The sequence below is a fragment of the Halomarina pelagica genome (genome assembly GCF_024228315.1).
Lineage (GTDB): Archaea > Halobacteriota > Halobacteria > Halobacteriales > Haloarculaceae > Halomarina > Halomarina pelagica.
Genome location: NZ_CP100454.1, coordinates 901,930 through 919,208, shown reverse-complemented (window position 1 = coordinate 919,208; position 17,279 = coordinate 901,930). Strand labels below are relative to the sequence as shown.

Here is a 17,279-nt window from a genome sequence, read left to right as displayed (position 1 = left end):
CGCCTTAGTCGCGTCCGGGGGAATCGAGGGGCATGTTGAGCAGGCAGTTCGTCCGGGACCACCCGGACGTCGTCCGCGAGACCCTCGAGAAGCGAGGGATGGAAGACGAGGTGGACCTCGACGCGATCCTCGCGATCGACGAGGAGTGGCGCTCGCTGAAGGCGCGCGGCGACGACCTCCGCCACGAGCGCAACGAGGTCAGCCAGCGCATCGGCGACCTCAAGCGCGAGGGTGACGAGGAGGCGGCGCAAGAGGCCATCGACCGCTCGCAGGAGCTCAAGGCGGAACTGGAGGAGGTGGAGGCGCGCTCCGACGAACTCGAGGCCGACCTGGAGGCCGCCCTCCTCGAACTGCCACAGGTACTCCACGAGAGCGTGCCGCCGGGGGAGAGCGAGGCGGACAACGTCGAACTCCGTCGAGAGGGGTTCGACGACCTGCGCGACCTCCCCGACCCCGTCGTGCCGCACTACGAACTCGGCGAGCGCCTCCGGATCATCGACGAGGCGCGCGGCGCGAAGGTGAGCGGGAGCGGCTTCTACTTCCTGACGGGCGACGGCGCGCGCCTCGAGCACGCGCTGATCCAGTTCATGCTCGACCTCCACCGCGAGCAGGGCTACGTCGACGTCTTCCCGCCGATCCCGATCAACTCGAAGTCGATGACGGGTACGGGGCAACTGCCGAAGTTCGCGGAGGACGCCTACCGGCTCGAGGGCGAGGACCTCTGGCTCTGCCCGACGGCGGAGGTGCCCGTCACGAACATGTACGCGGACGAGATCCTCCTGCGCGAGGACCTCCCGCTCAAGCACCAGGCGTACACGCCGAACTTCCGCCGCGAGGCGGGCGAGCACGGTACCGAGACCAGGGGGATCGTCCGCGTCCACCAGTTCAACAAGGTCGAACTCGTCAACTTCGTCGAACCGGAGGAGAGCTACGACCGCTTCGACGGCCTCCTCGACGAGGCCGAGGAGACCCTCAGACGGCTCGGCCTCCCCTACCGCGTCCTCGAGATCTGCGCGGGCGACATCGGCGACAAGCAGTCGAAGCAGGTCGACCTGGAGGTGTGGGCACCCGGCGACGACATGGCCGACGGTCCGGAGGAGGGCGGCCGCTGGCTCGAGGTGTCGTCGGTCTCGAACTTCGAGGACTACCAGGCCCGACGCGCCGGCCTGCGCTACCGCCCCGAGCGCCACGAGTCGGCGGCGTACCTCCACACCCTCAACGCCTCGGGGCTCGCCCTCCCGCGGGTGATGGTCGCCGTCCTCGAGTACTACCAGAACGACGACGGCACGGTCACGGTGCCCGAGGCGCTGCGCCCGTACATAGGCGGCCGGGCGGTCATCGAGGGCCACGAGCCGGTCGGCGAGAGCGCGCTCGGCGCGAACGGCGAGTAGACGAGTCGGCGAGCCAACGAGCCGTCCCCGCCGCGGGGGAATCGCCGACAGGGAGATAGCCGGGCGCGGGCTATCTTCACACATGAACGAGACGACAGACAGGCTCGTCCGCCTCGCGCTCGTCGCGCTCGCGGTGCTCCTGCTCGCGCCGCTGGTCGTGATGCTGCTCGCGATGCTGCTCGGCGGCTGGCCGACGACGGGTGGATGGATGATGGGTCCCGGCGGTGGCTGGGGCGGCCCCGGCGGGTGGATGATGGGCACCGGCGGTGGCGGTGCGTGGTGGTGGCTCGGCGGCCTCCTCTGGCTGCTCGGCCTGATCGCCGTCGTCGCCCTGGCGTCCGGCGTGCTCCGCGGCGCGGGCGGGGAGGGCGAGGATTCGGCGCTCGTCGAACTCCGGCGCGCGTACGCGCGCGGCGACCTCACCGACGAGGAGTACGAGCGCCGCCGGGAACGCCTCGGCGGCGCGTAGCCGACCCGGACCGGCCCGGTTGATCCGGCCGGCCCGGACTGATTCCCGGCCCCGGATCGATTCCCGACCCGGATCGATTCCCGACCCGGACCGATTCGACGGTCCTCGCGCGGGCCGTCCGGGTAGAAAGTACTTACCGGTCGACGGAGAGGTCCGGGGTATGCGCCGCCGCACTTTTCTCGCTACGTTCGTCGCCGGCGCGACCGCCGGGTGTCTCGACGGGCTGTTCGACGGGGCGGGTGGCGAGGACGCGACGCCGGAGTCGAGCGGGTCGACGGGGGGATCGAACGACACCGCCAACGCGAGCGGCGTCAGCCCGACGCGACGGTACGAGCGGTGCGACCGGGTCGCCGTCGCGTACGAATCCCTCCCGGCCGACGTTCGCGCGGAGTTCGACGCCGCGCTACGGAACGGACCGTACGTGACCGACGGGCCGCTCCTGCTCGTCCAGGCGCTCGATCCCTCCGTCTCGTACGTCGAACGCGACGGCACCTACTACCGCCCGGTGGTGCGCCAGGAGTCCGGGAAGGCGATCCTGCGCGTCGTCGTCGAGGAGCGCCCGACGCTCCCCACCGGCCGGACGCTCACCGTCAACAACGGCCGCGAGGAGCCGATCACCGTCTCCCTCCTCGAGGACGGCCGCGTCGTCGCCGGCCCGACGGCCGTCGAACCCGGGGCGATCACGTCGTTTCAGGAGAGCGCCATCGGGACCTACACGCTCCGCGTGCGCGGCGAGGACGGCTTCGAGGGGACGTTCCGGTGGCACGTCGGGGAGCGGTGGGGCGATCCGAACGTGTTCGTCACCGGAGGCGGACTGGAGGCGGACGTCGCCGTCGCCGACCTCCCGCGCTGCCCGTGGACGGCGTGACGCGCTACCGCGCGTACGTCGTCAGCCCCGCGAGCGCACCGTCCTCGACCGCGAACACGTCCACGAAGCGGAACCACTCCCCGCCGTCGGCGCGGAGGACGCGCCCCTCGCAGGCGACGCCCGCCCCGCGCCCGTCGTGTCTCTTCTCTCGCCCGTCGCGTCCCTCCCCGCGCGCGTCGCGTCCCTCCTCACGTTCGTCCCGTTCCCCGTCGAGAAAGACCGCGTCGAGTTCGTGCGTCGTGTCCGGGTCGGGACGCTCCTCGCGCATGAACCGGACGAACGCGTCGCGCCCCTCGATGGTCCGGTCGGGGCGGTCGTGGACGAAATCTGGGGCGAGGACGGTCGCGAGCGCGTCGTAGTCGGCCTCGTCGATGGCGCGGTAGTATTCGCGGGCGAGGTCGGCGGCGTCCATGGTCGCGGAAGGACCCCCCGAGTGATGAATCCGGGGGCTCGTCGGGGCGAGGGGGGCCCGACTCGTCGAACGCGAGCCGGCCCGACGCCCGGACGGGGTGCTTTTCTCCCCCCGTTCGCTACCTCGGGACGTGCAGCTCCACGTCCGCTACGAGGGCGACGACGACCCGGACAAGTGCAGCGCGCGGAAGCTCGCGCGCTTCGACCTCGCCGAGTTACACCGCTCCTCGCGCGACACGCCCCCGGGCGTCGTCCTGAACCCGTTCGCGGAGCGGGCGCTCTCGCCCGCCGACGAGGGTCCGACCCTCGTCGCGCTCGACTGCTCCTGGGAGACGGCCGAGGCGGAGGCGTTCCGACTGCGCGGCGACCACCGCGCGCTCCCCTTCCTCGTCGCGGCGAACCCCGTCAGCTACGGGACGCCCTTCCGCCTCAACACCGTCGAGGCGTTCGCCGGCGCGCTGTGTATCCTGGGCGAGCGCGAGCACGCAGAGCGGATCCTCTCGAAGTTCCGATGGGGGCACACCTTCCTCGAACTCAACGACGAACCCCTCCGACGCTACGCCGACTGTGCGGACTCCTCGGAGGTGGTGGCGGTGCAAGGGGAGTACCTGGCGGCGGGCGAGGAGCGATAGCGAACCGCGGAAGGGGGCCGGGATCAGTACCCCGCCCGCTCGCGAAGGGCGGCGAAGCGCCCGCGGACGGCCTTCGGTGGGGCGATGCGGTCGAGTTCCGCGTCGAAGTCGACGGCCTCGAGCGCCGCCGCACCCTCGGGCGTATCGATCCTGCTCAGCGCGTGGTAGAGGTACGACAGACGGAGGAGGTGGAGCGCGCGCTCGACGTCGGCGTCGGACCGAACGCGGAACGTGGTCCACGTCGAGTGCGGGACGACGTGGTGGGGCTCGGTCCAGCCCGCGTCCACGAGGGCGTCGTGGACGAGCTTCGGGAAGGCGATGTCGACGATCCCCGTGTAGTGGACGTGTCCGACCTCGCGCGCGCCGAGGCGGAACTCGCGGCCGCCGTAGCGGTGGTCGGCGACGGCGATCCCCGGCCAGCGGGAGACCTCGCCGATGACCTCCTCGATGCGCGAGGAAGAATCTAGATTGGCGTCGATACTCATACCAGAGATACGGCGCTCGCGGATATGAACGCACCGCCGGCATACCGCCGATAGGCCGCCAATCGGCGGCGATTTCGGGGAGTGCCGGGCTACCACCGGAAGCCGCTCGGCTCGTCGGGCGGCGCGAGGGGGCTGGTCGGCAGGCCCCCGGGAACGTCGGGGTCGTTGTACGCGCCGGGGGCGACGTCGTTCGGCCCGTCGGGGTAGAGGATCGACGCGAGCGCCTGCACCTGCCCGCGCCCCACGCCGAGTTCGAACTGCCCGCCGCCGTAGAGCGCCATCTCCCGGTCGAGGGCGTACTCGACGGTGTCGAGCAGCGACTCGACGGTACCGAACCGGGAGGGCTTGACGTTGAGCCACGAGGGTTCGAACGGGAGGTCGCGGACGCTCTCGACGCCCGTGATCGGCGCGTCCCACGAGACGCGGTCCGCGGCGTCCCGCACGATGGGCTCCGTCCCCTCGACGAGCGCCGGGTCCTCGACGACCGCCTCGGGGAACCCCTCGACCACCCGCCGGTAGAGCGCCGGGTCCGGCGTCTGATCGACCTCCGTCCCGTGGTACTGCCCCTTCAGGTCGACGATGCGAACCCGCCCCGTGGCCGCCAGCGCGTCCACGAGGTCGTCGCCCCAGTCGCTCGTCGGGTCGAGTTTGAACTCCGTGTCGGGATACGCGTCGAGGAGGGCCTCGACGCGGGCGGCGGAGGGCGGTTCGCCGAGGCGGGTGCTCACGACGAACCGGACCGGGGCGTACGTCCGGTCGAGCGCGCTCGCCAGGTCGGTGTCGGCCTGCCGGAGCGCCAGGTCGAGCGCCGCGCTCTCGACCGCCCACCGGCGGTAGTGATAGCCCGTCTCCCGCTCCGGCGGCTCGGGAAAGAGCGCCTCGTCGTCGAGCGAGGCGGAGAACTCCGCGAACGTGTACTCGCCCGTGAAGTCCGCGTCGAGGCCTCGCTCGGAGAGGCGTTCGTGGTCCTCGGCGTCGTAGGTCACGTCCTCGCCCATCCCCGTCTCGCCGCCGCCGCGGAGCGCGAACGTGGTCGTCGTGCGGTCGAACCCCGACGAGGTCGCCCGGGTCCGCGTCGAGCGGTCGTGGTCCTCGATCACCAGCGAAAGGTCGGCGAGACGGTCGAACAGCGCCATACCGTGGGGACGGCGTCCAGCCCCTTAGCTGGCCACGTCCGGTCGGTGGGGCGACTCGCAATCCTTAACCGCGAGTATCGAGACGTTCGCACATGGCCAGTTTCCCGGAAGCAGAGAAGCGGCTCCTCCAGAAGCAGATCTGTATGCGCTGTAACGCCCGCAACTCGCCGCGCGCGAAGCGCTGTCGCAAGTGCGGCTACAAGCACCTCCGCCCGAAGGCGAAGGAGCGCCGCGCGGTCTAACGACTCACTTTTTGGACCACCACGTTTTGCCGCAGTCGCATGGCGACGACACGCTTCGCGGTCGCCGGCGGCTCCCTGGCAAAACCTGCACTGCGAGACGCTTCGCGTCTCGCAGGCTTCCAGAACCGCCGCGCGGGTCTGGAAGGACTACCACCCTCGTCGCTCCCACTGCCGGACGAGCACCGCGAGTCCGGCGTGCTCTCGCCCGCCTCCGGCTCGCGGGAATGCCGGCGCGCTCGCTCCGCTCGCTCGTTACACTCGCTCACGGCCGGTAACGCCGGCCGTTCGCGTTGTCCGCGCTACTCGCGGGTGCCGCACTTGGTGCCGGCGGTGGCTGTCGGGTCTACCGTCCGTACGTTTATACCGGAGAACGGGACCAGCGTCCGTGTGACGTGAGAGCCGTCGCGGGGCGCTCAGCGAGTGTGCGACGCCACACCCCGCGAACCAGATCCCGCCGCGGCGTCGCCTGCACGCCACGAACGTCGCGCCGTCGCTCCGCCGACGGTGGCGGTGAAAACGTCCGCGAGCCGTGCGTTCGGTGTTCGGTGTTCCGGCAGGTGGACGCGAGCGTTCCCCGGAGCGGTGCGAACGAGGAGGAGAGCGGCGGAACGTCTCGTCGCCGGCGGGGGGGGTCTCGCCGACTCGTGCCGTCCTCCGTGACGCACGCGAGCGGAGCCTATCGAGCGGCGGCGGGGAACGCCGACGAAACCGACACATACGGCCTCGGACGGTCACGGTCACTCGAAGGCGGGGATCCCCGTCAGATCCTGCCCGAGGATGAGGGTGTGAATGTCGTGGGTGCCCTCGTAGGTGTAGACCGTCTCCAGGTTGGCCATGTGGCGCATCGGCGAGTAGTCGGCGGTGATCCCGTTACCGCCGAGCATCTCGCGGGCGATCCGCGACTGGTCGCGCGCCATCCGCACGTTGTTGCGCTTGGCCATCGAGACGTGCTGCGGGCGGAGGTCGCCGCGCTCCTTCAGCTCGGCGAGGCGGTGGGCGAGCAGCTGGGCGGTCGTGATCTGGGTCGCCATCTCCGCGAGCTTCGCCTGCTGGAGCTGGAAGCGGGCGATGGGACCGCCGAACTGGTCGCGATCGAGCGCGTACTGCCGCGCCGTCTCGAAGCAGTCGCGCGCCGCGCCGATCGCCCCCCAGGCGATGCCGTAGCGCGCCTGGGTGAGACACGACAGCGGCCCCTTCATCCCACTCACGCCTGGCAGGACGTTCTCCTCGGGGACGCGGACGTCGTTCAGGCCGATCTCCCCCGTGATCGACGCCCTGAGCGACAGCTTCTCCTCGATCTCGTTCGTGCTGACGCCGTCGCGGTCCGTCTCGACGAGGAAGCCCCGGACGGGCGTCTCGTCGGTCGAGCGGTCCCTGGCCCAGACGATCGCCACGTCCGCGATCGGCGAGTTGGTGATCCAAGTCTTCGAGCCGTTCAGCACGTACCCGTCGCCGTCGCGCTCGGCGCGCGTCTCCATCGCGGTGGGGTTCGAGCCGTGCTGGGGTTCCGTGAGGCCGAAACAGCCCACCGCCTCGCCCGCACCGAGCGCCGGCAACCACTCCTCCTTCTGCGCTTCTGAGCCGAAGGCGTGGATCGGGTACATCACGAGCGCGCCCTGGACGCTGGCCATCGAGCGCAGCCCCGAGTCGCAGGCCTCGAGTTCCTGCATGAGGAGGCCGTAGGCGGTCTCGCTCACGCCGGGCAGGCCGTAGCCCTCCAGATTCGGCGCATAGAAACCCATCTCGCCCAGTTCGGGGATCAGGTCGGTGGGGAACGTCCCCTCGATCCAGTGCTCGCCGATGCCGGGGCGCACCTGTTCCTCGACGAACTCCCGCGCCGTGTCCCGGATCATCCGCTCCTCCCCCGCGAGGTCGGCTTCGAGTTCTACGTAATCGAGCATGATAGTGTTCCGGAGTGTGAGGGTAAAAGCACTCCCCTCGACGACGGCACGCCCGAGATTCGAACGCCACCGCGTCGTGGTCAGTCGTCGCTCTCACCGAGGTAGAACCCCGCAGGCTCCGTCCGCGAGGCGGTCGTCTCGACGAAGCGGACGACCGGGCTTGCGACGAACGCACAGAGGCTGGCGAGGAAGACCGGTACGACGCTCGCGCCGTCGGTGAGCGCGATGGCGATGAGCGCCGACGAGAGCGGCGTCCCCGTGACGGTGGAATTGAACGCCGCCATCCCGCCGAGCATGGCGAGTACCGGATCGACCCCGGGGACGACCAGCGCGGCCGCGCGGCCGATCGCCGCCCCCATGAACATGTGCGGGATGATGAGCCCGCCCTGCCAGTTCCCGTTGATCGTGAGCGCGGCGGCGAGCATCTCCCCGACGACGAGCGCGAGGAGCGCCGCGAGCGTGAACTCGCCCGCGAGCACCTCGTTTATCTGCTTTCCGCCGTAGAAGTACGTCAGCGGGAGGTAGAACCCGAGCAGGCCGATACCGAGTCCCGCGACGGTCGTCCGGACGAACGGACGGGGCGAGTAGCGGTTGAACAGCGCGCCGACGAGACCGAACACTTGCGTGTAGAGGAGCGCGAACGGGATACAGAGTAACCCGACGCCGATGGCGACGAGCAGGTGGGTCGTCGTCAGCGGGAAGGTGGGGGAAGCCTTCCAGATGGGAAACAGCGAGAGTCCGCCGATCGAGACCATCGTGAGGTAGCCCGCGAAGCTCGCCACGAGCGTCGGGATGATCGCCTCGTAGTACTCGATCCCCCGGTCGTGCGGGAGTTCCAGCCAGAGCAATGCCCCGCCGATCGGCGCGCCGAGTATCGACCCGAACCCGGCACCCATCCCGGCCAGGGTGAGCAACCGCGTCGCGTCCTCCACGCCGAGGAGTGACGCGATCTTCGTGCCGGCCGAGCCACCGACGACGCTCATCACTCCCTCCGGTCCGGCGCTCTGCCCGGCCACGAGACCGACGAGTCCCGACGGGATGACCGGGATGTTGTCGTCCGCGGGGACCGCCCCGTCGAGGTGGAACTGTCGGACGAGCGTCGAGAGCGTACCCGGGTAGAACGTCGCGTAGATGATGCCGCCGATGAGGACCCCCGCGACGGTGCTGACGACGACGCGCCAGTACCGCTCGTCGAGCGTCGACCAGAGGAAGTGGTCGGCCGCGTTCCACGTCAGGCGGAAGACCGTCGCGAAGAGACCGACGAGGACGCCGAGGACGGCGGCGACGACGAGGAGTCGATAGTACTGCCGACGGTTCATTACCGCCGGGTCGGAGGGGCGGGCAGTACTGACTTACGTTTCCGTACCGCGGCTGACCGCGAGCACGGGACGGTCGGTCGTCCGGACAACCTGCTCCGTGACGCTCCCGAGGAGCACTCGGCTGACGCCGGTTCGCCCGCGCGTGCTCATGACGACGACGTCCGCGTCGTGTTCGTCGGCGTACTGCGTGATGACCCGGTACGGCGTCCCCTCGCGGACCGCCTGCGTGCACTCGACGCCTGCGTCGTCTGCGGCGTCGGCGATCGCCTCCGTCGCCTCCGTGCCGATCGACTCCCGCTGACGACGGGTCCCTCCGCCGGCGTCCGATCCGATGATGGCCGCGCCGCTCTCGGTCTCGTCGACGACGTACAGCGCGTGGACGGTCGCACCGTACGTGGTCGCGAGCTGGAGGGCGTGCTCGATCGCCGGCGCGACCCCTCCGGACCCGTCCGTCGGAACGAGGATCGTCTCGTACACCACGCGTATCGATACCACGTAACCCCACTTCAAACTCGGGGCGAACGTCCGCGTTCCCCGTCCCGCTACGCCCGCGGGCGCACCCGCCGGACGTGCTCGGTGAAGTTCTCGAACAGCCGCTTGGCCTCGCAGGCGCGGGCGTAGTTCTCATCGGTGATCCCGGCGAGCACCCGCTCGATGCGTTCCTCGCCGAGGAACTCCTTGGAGCGCGTCACCGTACTGGCGGTCTCCGCGTCGTACTCGGGGTGGAACTGCACGCCGAAGGCGTGCCCGATACGGAAGCCGTGGAGTCCGTAGTCGTTCTCCGCGATGACCGTCGCGCCCTCGGGGAGCGCGGTCACGGTGTCGCCGTGGGTCGTGAAGACGGTGAACCGCTCGTCGATCCCCTCGAACAGCGGCGTCTCCCCGACGTGCCGTACTTCCCGGTAGCCGATCTCGAAGTCGCCCATCGCCTCGACAGTGCCGCCGAGGGCGCTCGCGAGCAACTGGTGTCCGAAACAGACGCCGAGGATCGGGAGGCCCCGCTCGTACGCCTCCCGGAGCCACTCGCGAACCTCGTCGATCCACGGGGCGTCCCAGTAGGTCGACGCGCCCGACCCCGTGACGACGACGCCATCGAAGCCCTCGACGCCGACCGGCGGCGGGAACCGCCCGTCGCTGACCGTGAACTCGGCGAGGTCGGCGTTCAGTTCCCGTCGGAAGTTCCTGCTGGTGTCCGCTCGCGTGCCATCGAGCGACGCGTTCAGTAACGCGAGCCGCAACCGTGCCATTGCTCGACCTACGCGGGTCGACCCTTTGTGGATTACGTTCGGCGAGATCCCTGCCGGCACGGCGAAGAAAAAGCGGAAAACGTCGTTCGTCGAGCGGTCGATGTCGACGTCTAGCCGTCGAGATCGATCTCGAGCGTGGCGTTCTCGCCCGCGTCGAGTTCGACCGTCCGACTGTCGACGAGCTGCTGTTCGTCCGCGCGGTCGCGGACGAACTCCTGCGTCCCGTCGGGCAGTTCGTAGCCCGCGAGCGAGAGCGTCACGCCGTCACAGCCGCAACCGCAGTCCTCGGCGACCGAGACGTCCACGGTGAGGACGCCCGTCTCCGGGTCGTACTCGTACTCGCCGTAGGAGACCGAACACTCGCCGTGTTCGACCGTACGGTGCTCGCCGTGAGCCGTCTTGAACGTGCGAGTGAGTTCGCCGTCCTCGGTCATCGAGGCGGCCGCGATGAGCCGACCCTGGGTTCCGTAGAAGGCGTCCTCGGAGTCGCCCAGGTTCTCGATGGGTTCGCCGAAGACGAGGTCGACCTGGTAGGCGTCCATCGGCTGTTCGGCACCGTTGTCACCGTTGTCGGTACCGTCGTCTCCCTCGTCTCCTTCATCGCCTTCGTCTCCTTCGTCGCCATCGTCGCCGTCACCGTTGTCGCCCTCGTCACAGTCGACGAGCGTGACGTCGACGGTCGCGACGGTGCTACCCTGGTACTCGAGCGTGACGGTACCGGAGTCCTCGTCGAACGAGGTGGTCAGAACCGCGACGACGGTGCCGTCCTGTACGACCTCGACGGTGCCGTCGTCGAGGGTCCCGCTGACGTTGAGCGTGAACCCGTCGACGGAGTACTGACCGGGAACGAACAGCTGCTCTGCGCTGTTCTTCGTCTCCTCACAGATCGTCACCTCCTCGTTGACCGGGAGGTCGGGGAGGTCGCCGGGGAGATCGCCCTCGGTACCGTTCTCGTCCGTCTCGTTCTCGTCGGTACCGTTCTCGTCCGTCTCGTTCTCGTCGGTACCGTTCTCGTCCGTCTCGTTCTCGTCGCCCTCGTCAGCCCCGTCACCGTCGTCCGCGCACGGTTCGTCGGCCGCGGGTGCGATTCCGACGACCGCCTCGGACTGCAGGGCCGCGACGACCGTGGTGGACCCGTCGGGGTTCAGGTCGACGGTGAACGTCGCGCTACCGCCGGCCGGGACGGTGACGGCACCGTTTTCGTTGGTTTCGAGCGCGAGGAAGGCGACGACCGTGTCGTTCTCCCGCTCGCTATCGATACGGTAGGTGGCGGTACCGTTCGCCTGGTCGGTGCAGACCGCCGTGAGCGTCAGACCGGACGCCGTCTCGGGGGCGACCCCCTCCTGGGCGTTCGCCACGCCCGACGGCGCGAGCGTGACGCCCGCGACGGCGACCGAGGAGGTGAGCACCAGGAAGACGGCGAACACCGCGAGGAGTCCCCGTCTCATGGCTTTTCCGTGCGATACAGCTGTGCTGTGAATTGCGCATCGTCTTTCGACGATAGTTTTCTCAAGACCATACGATTCTGTAATCAGAACGAAGGGTGTTAGTTATGAATCATATTCGAGAGGGTCAGTCGGCCGAAACCGTCCGTCCGGGATGACAATCGAAACCAGCGGACGGAGCCGGGTTATTCGGAGACTATTAGTGTAAGGACGAGCTGAAAACATCGAGATACGTACAGTAAGACGGGTGGGGTACTTCCGGTCTCGTGAGGGTGGGCGATCGCAGATGGTCATCCGAACCCGAACCCTTCACTCGACCGACTCGAGGAAGCCGACGATGGCGTCGTTCGCCGGACGGGACGCCTCGACGAACGCGAGGTGGCGGCCGGGGAGCGCCTGGAACCGCCCCCGGGGGAGCGCCTCGGCGAGCGCCTCGCCCGCCGCGGGGGGAACGACCGGGTCGTCCGCGCCGTGCAACACGAGCGCCGGGGCCGTCACCTCGTAGGGGGCGTCGCACTCGAAGGCCAGCATCGCCGCCGCCTGCGCCGCCCGCGCCTCGGGAGCGGCGTCGTCGGTCTCTCTCCACGACCGGATCCCCTCGACGACCTCGCGCTGACGCTCGACGAAGTCCGGCGAGAGACACGGCGACAGCGACCGGGGGCCTCGTCCTCCCATCGCGTCGAGCGCCTCCGCGTCCACCGACCCGCCGTCGAGGGCCGTCCCGAGGAGGACGAGCGAGCGGGCGCGACCGTACCGCCGGGCGTAGTCGAGCGCGACCATCCCCCCGAGGCCGGCCCCGACGAGGTGGGCGCGGCGCGCCCCGTGCTCGCGGAGGACGGCCTCGAGGTCGTCCGCCAGCGTCTCGACGGCGTACGGCCCCGGCGGGGCGTCGGACCGGCCCGTGCCTCGCGGATCGAGCACGAGCGCCTCGAACGGCCCCGCGAGGGCGGCGTGCTGCCACCCCCAGAGCCACGCGCCGTACCCGACCTCGTTCAGGAACGCGACGGTCGGACCCGAACCGACCGCCTCGTAGTGGAGCGCGACGCCGTCGTTCTCGGCGAAGGGCATACCCGTCGGTCGGGTCGGGGAGCGGTTAGCTACTTCGACCGGGGATGGCACTCGGCGAATCGACCGGTGTCGCGCGACGGGACGGCGGGTCGTCCGCGACGAATGTGATCGAACGACTACCCCCCGAACGAGTCTCGCAGGTCCCGGGCGACGGCGTCGATCACCTCGCGCGCCCGTTCGAGCGCCGGATCGTCGAGCATGCCGAGGAAGCCGTGGATCACGTCGTCGTACTCGCGGTACGTGACCCGAACGCCGGCGTCCTCGAGCCGTTCCGCGTACGCGAGTCCCTCGTCGCGCAGCACGTCGAAGCCGGCGGTCACAATCGTCGCGGACGGAAGCCCGCTCAGGTCGCGCGCCCGCAGCGGCGACGCGTACGGGTTGTTGGCGTCGAGGTCGCTCTCGAGGTAGCGATCCCAGACCCACTCCACGTCCGCTCTCGTTATCACGAGTTGCGACGGATCGATGTCGTACGACGGCCTGTCGAACGAGCGATCGAGGACGGGGGTGACGAGCACCTGATGGGCCAGGGCCGGGCCGCCGCGATCCCGGGCGACCTGCGCGACCGCGGCGGCCAGGTTCCCGCCCGCGCTCTCGCCGACGACCGCGATCCGATCGGGATCGCCGTGAGCGACTTCGGAGTGCTCGACGACCCACTCCGTCGCCGCGTAGCAGTCCTCCAGGGGTGCCGGGAACGGGTGTTCGGGCGCGTGGCGATACCCGATCGAGGCGACCGCGCACCCGGCCGCGTTCGTCAGCGCGCGGCAGATCCCGTCGTCGAGTTCGATGCCGCCCGCTACCCAGCCCCCGCCGTGGAAGTAGACGAGGACCGGAAACGGTCCGGAGCCGTCGGGCGTGTAGATCCGGATCGGAACGTCGCCGGCGGGACCGTCGATCGAGACGTCCCGCACCGCCGCGACGGGTTCGGGATCCGCGGGCGGAGCCCACAGCTCCTCGAGGAGCTGTCGCATCCCGCCGACCGACAGCGAACTCAGGCGCGGTATCCCCAGTTCCGCCCGCCCATCGAGTATCGCCTGCACGTCCGGGTGAGGGGTTGCGGTCGTCGTGACTTCTACGTCGGTTTCGGTCCGGTTGGAGGTGTTCCGGTGGGACATGAACGGCCGTTGGATCCACGACCGATTGTAGTTATCTCGTGACACGACGGTCCGCGCGTAGGATCGCGCTCTCCCCGTTCGACCCCTCTCACGTCACGAGATCCCTGTCGGTCGGTGAGACGCCGGTATCCCCAGTTCGATGCCGAAGGGCGAAACCGCTCCGCTGGCGACGCCGCCCCCCGCGAATCCGAAGCGTTCGCTCGATCCCGGCGGGGGCGTACGCCTCGGCGGATCGGCGGGTAGCTACTCCGACCCGTCCTCGACGCGGTCGAGGACGATACGCTCCGCGAACCGCCCGCGGTCGGCGGCCTTCGCCTCCCGCAGTCGCCGCAGATCCGACTCGTCCACGTCGAGCGTCGCGGCGAGCGCGAAGACGACCTCCAGCACGTCCGCGAGTTCCTCGGGCGATTCGTCCTCGTGGAACTCGCGGACCTCCTCGTCGAGCTTGGCGTGTAGCCGTCGTCGGTACTCCGCTCGATCGGCGACGTGCGTGACCGGCCGTTCGCCGTTCTCCTCGACGATCGAGGGGATCCGGTCGCGCACGAGCTTGTCGTAGTCGCGGCTCACGGTCGTGGGCCACGGACGGACCTCATAGAACTGTCGGTAGCCGCGTCGAGACGCCTCGACGCGGCTCGTCGTTGCCCGTTGCCCGTTGCGAACGACAGCCGGTCGGTGAAACGGACGTCGGTCCTCAGGCGTTCAGCACGTGCCGGAGGACCTCGGGGGCGTCGTCGAGCGCGTCGTCGAGCGCGTCCACGTCGGGGCCGCCGCCCTGCGCGAAGTCGGCGGGGCCGCCGCCGCCGCCGCCGACGCGGCCCGCGAGTTCGCCGACGACTTCGCCCGCGTTGACGGCGACGCCGTCGGGGACCGCGACGACGAACTGCGCGCTCCCGCGACCGCTTCCGAGCACGGCGATCTTGCCCTCCTCGGCGATGGCGTTGGCCGTCGCGCGGAGTTCGTCCATGTCGGCGTCGAGCCGCCGGACGACGGCGACGCTGTCACCGACCTCGACCTCCTCGCCGCCGCCGGCTTCGGCGCGGGCCTCGGCGAGTTCCTCCTTCAGGTCCTCGATCCGCTTGCCGCGGTCCTTCCACTCCTCGAAGAAGCGCGCGGCGGTGTCAGGTACCTCCATCGGTGAAACGTCGAGCACCTCTGCCGCCTCGCGGAGGGCGTCCTCGGTGCGCTGGGTGGCCTCGATGGCCGCGTCGCCCGCGGCGAAGACGATGCGCTCGACGCCGTCCTGGACACGCTCGGTCGAGAGGATCTTGATCGCGCCCACGTCGCCGGTCCGCCCGACGTGGGTCCCTCCGCAGGCCTGGACGTCCTCGTCGACGTGGATCAGCCGGATGTTCGTCCCCGGCGGGATGCCGCCCTGGTAGAGGTCGAAGCCGTACTTCTCCTCGGCCTCGTGGCGGTCGGGCCACTCCTGGAGGACCGGCGTGTTGTCGGTCACGATCGAGTTCGCGACGAGTTCGATGCGTCGCACCTGCTCGCGGGAGATGCGCTCGTAGTGCTGGACGTCGATGCGGGAGCTGTCGACGCCCTTCTGCGCGCCGGCCTGGCGGATGTGCTCGCCGAGCACCTGCCGGGCGGCGTGGACGACGATGTGGGTCGCGGTGTGGTGGGCCATCAGGCGTCGGCGTCGCGTCGCGTCGATCCGGCCGCGGACGAACTCGCCCTTCCCGAGCGGTTCGTCCGTGCGGTGGAGGATCACCCCGTCCTGTCGCTGGACGTCCTCGACCTCGGCCGTCCGGTCGTCCGTCGAGAGCGTCCCGTAGTCGGCGGGTTGACCCCCGCCCTCGGGGTAGAACATCGTCTGATCGAGGACGACGTCGTAGGCCTCGCCCCCCTCGCGCTCGATGACGTCGAGGACGACCGCCTCGAACTCGGTGCGATCCTGGTCGTCGTAGTAGAGCCGGTCGGTCTCCGGCAGGCCGGCGATGCGCTCGTCCGCCTCCGTGCGCTCGGGCGCGCCCGCGTCCTCGCTGCCGTGGCGCGCGGCCACCTGCGCGTGGAAGTCGTCCGGGATGTCGACTCGCGCGCCCCGCTCCGCGGCGATCTCCTCGACCATGTCCGGCTGGATGCCGTGGGAGTCGTACAGCTCGATGACCGCGGAGAGCGGGATCGGCTCGTCGCGGTCGGCGTACTCGTCGGCCAGTTGCCGCACCCGGCGGCCGCCGCGCTCGAGCGTCTCGCGGTACTTCCCCACCTCGGTGCGCACCATGTCGCGGATGGTGTCGCGGTTGCGGTAGCCCAGTCGCTCGGCCTGCATGTCGACCAGCTCGTCGAGCGGCGCGTCCACGCCCACCTCGTCCACGAGGCGCTTGGTCCGGCGCAGGACCATCCGCACGAGGTAGCCCGAGCCGACGCTGGAGGGGACGATGCCGTCGCCGAGCATGTACGCGAGCGTCCGGCAGTGGTCCGCGACGGCGTAGATCGTCTCCAGGGGCTCCATCAGCGCCTCGAGTTCGTCGGAATCGACGCCGAGCTGCGCCGCGATGTCCGCGCGCGCAGTTTCCATGTCCTCGGCCTCGTCGATGTCGAGGTTGCCCGCCAGCTTGGCGGCGTCGTGGACGAGGCGCTCCTCGTCGTCGGTCAGTTCGATCCCGGCGTTGCGCTTGAGGAACGCGATGGTGTCGGGGTAGACCGCCTCGTACACCGTCGGCGTCCCCTGGCTGACCCACGTCCAGCGCTCCAGGCCGTAGCCGGTGTCGACGATGTACGTGTCCATCTTCGAGTACCGGTTGCCGTCCTTCATCAGGTACTCGCCGTCGGGGTCCTGCTCCATCGACATGAAGACGAGCGTCGCCAGTTCGACGCCGCGGTAGATGACCTCGATGGCGGGCCCGGCGTTGCCGCCGCCGACCCACGGGTCCTCGATGTAGGTGATCTCCTCGACGTTCGCGCCCAGCGAGTCGAAGAACTGATCGCAGTAGCGCACCGTCTGGTCCTTCCAGTAGACCTCGCCGTGGTAGGCGTAGCCCTCGGCGTCCTCCCGGGTGTTGAACGCGTGGTGGGCCATCATCTCGAAGGCCATCGTGTGCCGGCCCGTCTTGCCGACGTTGTCGATGTCCTGCATGCGGATGCACGGCTGGCTGATGCACAGCGGGTTCGCCGGCGGCGGGGCCTGCCCCGAGGTCACCAGCGGCTGGAAGTCGTAGATCGACGCCTGCGTGAGCAGCACGTCGTCGCGCCAGCGGTTCGCCGCGACGGGGTAGGGGTCGATGCGCTCGTGGCCGTGCTCCTCGAAGAACGAGAGGAAGGCCTCGCGCATCTCCTCCAGCGTGTACTCCCCGTCGAAGCCCGGCGCGTCGATGAAGTCGTACTCCGCGCAGGGGGGTTCGCCGCAGGTCTCGCGGTCGGGGTCGCGACTCCAGAAGTGCGCCCCGCAGGAGGGGCACTCCCGTCGCGTGAATCCCTCCTCCTCGAAGTACGCAAGTCGGTACTCCTCGTCGAGTTCGCTCATTGCCTTCACTTTGGCCAACGTGCGCCTAAAACCCTTCCGAACGAACGGGTTCGAACTCCGAGCGGACAGTCACGATCGCCGTTTATC

The 17,279-nt window shown here is 69.8% G+C and carries 17 protein-coding genes; 5 read left to right on the top strand and 12 right to left on the bottom strand.

Features of this window, described 5'->3' with window-relative positions:
* The first annotated feature begins 32 nt into the window (after positions 1–32).
* From serS to NKI68_RS04860, 3 genes are all read left to right on the top strand, one after another.
* Positions 33–1,391: a serine--tRNA ligase gene (serS, locus tag NKI68_RS04870; RefSeq protein WP_254545573.1), complete on the top strand. Its 1,359-nt coding sequence runs from the start codon at positions 33–35 to the stop codon at positions 1,389–1,391.
* An 82-nt stretch (positions 1,392–1,473) separates the two neighbouring features.
* Positions 1,474–1,860: an SHOCT domain-containing protein gene (locus NKI68_RS04865; protein ID WP_254545572.1), complete on the top strand. Its 387-nt coding sequence runs from the start codon at positions 1,474–1,476 to the stop codon at positions 1,858–1,860.
* A gap of 160 nt (positions 1,861–2,020) precedes the next feature.
* Positions 2,021–2,728 carry a DUF7979 domain-containing protein gene (locus tag NKI68_RS04860; RefSeq protein ID WP_254545571.1) on the top strand — a complete coding sequence of 236 codons (708 nt, stop codon included), beginning with the start codon at positions 2,021–2,023 and terminating at the stop codon, positions 2,726–2,728.
* Between the two features lie 4 nt (positions 2,729–2,732).
* On the opposite strand, the gene NKI68_RS04855 is transcribed toward NKI68_RS04860, so the two are convergent.
* Positions 2,733–3,140 (bottom strand): nuclear transport factor 2 family protein, encoded by a 408-nt coding sequence (locus tag NKI68_RS04855; RefSeq protein WP_254545570.1) that lies wholly within the window; start codon positions 3,138–3,140, stop codon positions 2,733–2,735.
* Between the two features lie 130 nt (positions 3,141–3,270).
* Between NKI68_RS04855 and NKI68_RS04850 the strand changes: the two genes are divergently transcribed.
* On the top strand, positions 3,271–3,771 hold the full coding sequence (locus NKI68_RS04850) for a DUF367 family protein (protein WP_254545569.1): 501 nt from the start codon (positions 3,271–3,273) through the stop codon (positions 3,769–3,771).
* Between the two features lie 23 nt (positions 3,772–3,794).
* On the opposite strand, the gene NKI68_RS04845 is transcribed toward NKI68_RS04850, so the two are convergent.
* Both NKI68_RS04845 and NKI68_RS04840 read right to left on the bottom strand, forming a co-directional pair.
* Entirely contained in the window at positions 3,795–4,256 is a 462-nt protein-coding gene (locus NKI68_RS04845; protein ID WP_254545568.1) for a luciferase domain-containing protein, read from the bottom strand.
* A gap of 89 nt (positions 4,257–4,345) precedes the next feature.
* Positions 4,346–5,392 carry a hypothetical protein gene (locus NKI68_RS04840; RefSeq protein WP_254545567.1) on the bottom strand — a complete coding sequence of 349 codons (1,047 nt, stop codon included), beginning with the start codon at positions 5,390–5,392 and terminating at the stop codon, positions 4,346–4,348.
* A gap of 92 nt (positions 5,393–5,484) precedes the next feature.
* On the opposite strand from NKI68_RS04840, the gene NKI68_RS04835 reads away from it, so the two are divergent.
* Positions 5,485–5,634 carry a 50S ribosomal protein L40e gene (locus NKI68_RS04835; protein ID WP_254545566.1) on the top strand — a complete coding sequence of 50 codons (150 nt, stop codon included), beginning with the start codon at positions 5,485–5,487 and terminating at the stop codon, positions 5,632–5,634.
* Positions 5,635–6,371: 737 nt separating this feature from the next.
* On the opposite strand, the gene NKI68_RS04830 is transcribed toward NKI68_RS04835, so the two are convergent.
* The 9 genes from NKI68_RS04830 to alaS form a co-directional block, all read right to left on the bottom strand.
* Entirely contained in the window at positions 6,372–7,535 is a 1,164-nt protein-coding gene (locus NKI68_RS04830; protein WP_254545565.1) for an acyl-CoA dehydrogenase family protein, read from the bottom strand.
* Positions 7,536–7,615: 80 nt separating this feature from the next.
* A complete protein-coding gene (locus tag NKI68_RS04825; RefSeq protein ID WP_254545564.1) occupies positions 7,616–8,854 on the bottom strand; it encodes a chloride channel protein in 1,239 nt (412 codons plus the stop codon).
* 33 nt (positions 8,855–8,887) lie between these two features.
* Positions 8,888–9,331, bottom strand: coding sequence for a universal stress protein (locus tag NKI68_RS04820; RefSeq protein WP_368410971.1), 444 nt, complete (start codon positions 9,329–9,331; stop codon positions 8,888–8,890).
* Positions 9,332–9,396: 65 nt separating this feature from the next.
* The gene (locus tag NKI68_RS04815) at positions 9,397–10,101 is read right to left on the bottom strand and encodes a type 1 glutamine amidotransferase (RefSeq protein WP_254545562.1); all 705 of its coding nucleotides are present in this window, start codon (positions 10,099–10,101) and stop codon (positions 9,397–9,399) included.
* Positions 10,102–10,211: 110 nt separating this feature from the next.
* On the bottom strand, positions 10,212–11,549 hold the full coding sequence (locus tag NKI68_RS04810; RefSeq protein ID WP_254545561.1) for a hypothetical protein: 1,338 nt from the start codon (positions 11,547–11,549) through the stop codon (positions 10,212–10,214).
* Positions 11,550–11,855: 306 nt separating this feature from the next.
* Positions 11,856–12,614: an alpha/beta fold hydrolase gene (locus NKI68_RS04805; RefSeq protein ID WP_254545560.1), complete on the bottom strand. Its 759-nt coding sequence runs from the start codon at positions 12,612–12,614 to the stop codon at positions 11,856–11,858.
* 116 nt (positions 12,615–12,730) lie between these two features.
* On the bottom strand, positions 12,731–13,726 hold the full coding sequence (gene lipP1 / locus NKI68_RS04800) for a LipP1 family hormone-sensitive lipase (RefSeq protein ID WP_254545559.1): 996 nt from the start codon (positions 13,724–13,726) through the stop codon (positions 12,731–12,733).
* Between the two features lie 243 nt (positions 13,727–13,969).
* Positions 13,970–14,293, bottom strand: coding sequence for a nucleoside triphosphate pyrophosphohydrolase (locus NKI68_RS04795; RefSeq protein WP_254545558.1), 324 nt, complete (start codon positions 14,291–14,293; stop codon positions 13,970–13,972).
* Positions 14,294–14,417: 124 nt separating this feature from the next.
* The gene (gene alaS / locus NKI68_RS04790; protein WP_254545557.1) at positions 14,418–17,192 is read right to left on the bottom strand and encodes an alanine--tRNA ligase; all 2,775 of its coding nucleotides are present in this window, start codon (positions 17,190–17,192) and stop codon (positions 14,418–14,420) included.
* Positions 17,193–17,279: the final 87 nt, after the last annotated feature.

Coding starts and splice junctions, on each gene's coding strand:
- NKI68_RS04835 (WP_254545566.1), top strand. CDS start 5,485: ATGGCCAGTTTCCCGGAAGCAGAGAAGCGGCTCCTCCAGAAGCAGATC.
- NKI68_RS04860 (WP_254545571.1), top strand. CDS start 2,021: ATGCGCCGCCGCACTTTTCTCGCTACGTTCGTCGCCGGCGCGACCGCC.
- NKI68_RS04810 (WP_254545561.1), bottom strand. CDS start 11,549: ATGAGACGGGGACTCCTCGCGGTGTTCGCCGTCTTCCTGGTGCTCACC.
- NKI68_RS04855 (WP_254545570.1), bottom strand. CDS start 3,140: ATGGACGCCGCCGACCTCGCCCGCGAATACTACCGCGCCATCGACGAG.
- lipP1 (WP_254545559.1), bottom strand. CDS start 13,726: ATGTCCCACCGGAACACCTCCAACCGGACCGAAACCGACGTAGAAGTC.
- NKI68_RS04865 (WP_254545572.1), top strand. CDS start 1,474: ATGAACGAGACGACAGACAGGCTCGTCCGCCTCGCGCTCGTCGCGCTC.
- serS (WP_254545573.1), top strand. CDS start 33: ATGTTGAGCAGGCAGTTCGTCCGGGACCACCCGGACGTCGTCCGCGAG.
- NKI68_RS04805 (WP_254545560.1), bottom strand. CDS start 12,614: ATGCCCTTCGCCGAGAACGACGGCGTCGCGCTCCACTACGAGGCGGTC.
- NKI68_RS04815 (WP_254545562.1), bottom strand. CDS start 10,101: ATGGCACGGTTGCGGCTCGCGTTACTGAACGCGTCGCTCGATGGCACG.
- NKI68_RS04840 (WP_254545567.1), bottom strand. CDS start 5,392: ATGGCGCTGTTCGACCGTCTCGCCGACCTTTCGCTGGTGATCGAGGAC.
- alaS (WP_254545557.1), bottom strand. CDS start 17,192: ATGAGCGAACTCGACGAGGAGTACCGACTTGCGTACTTCGAGGAGGAG.
- NKI68_RS04830 (WP_254545565.1), bottom strand. CDS start 7,535: ATGCTCGATTACGTAGAACTCGAAGCCGACCTCGCGGGGGAGGAGCGG.
- NKI68_RS04825 (WP_254545564.1), bottom strand. CDS start 8,854: ATGAACCGTCGGCAGTACTATCGACTCCTCGTCGTCGCCGCCGTCCTC.
- NKI68_RS04845 (WP_254545568.1), bottom strand. CDS start 4,256: ATGAGTATCGACGCCAATCTAGATTCTTCCTCGCGCATCGAGGAGGTC.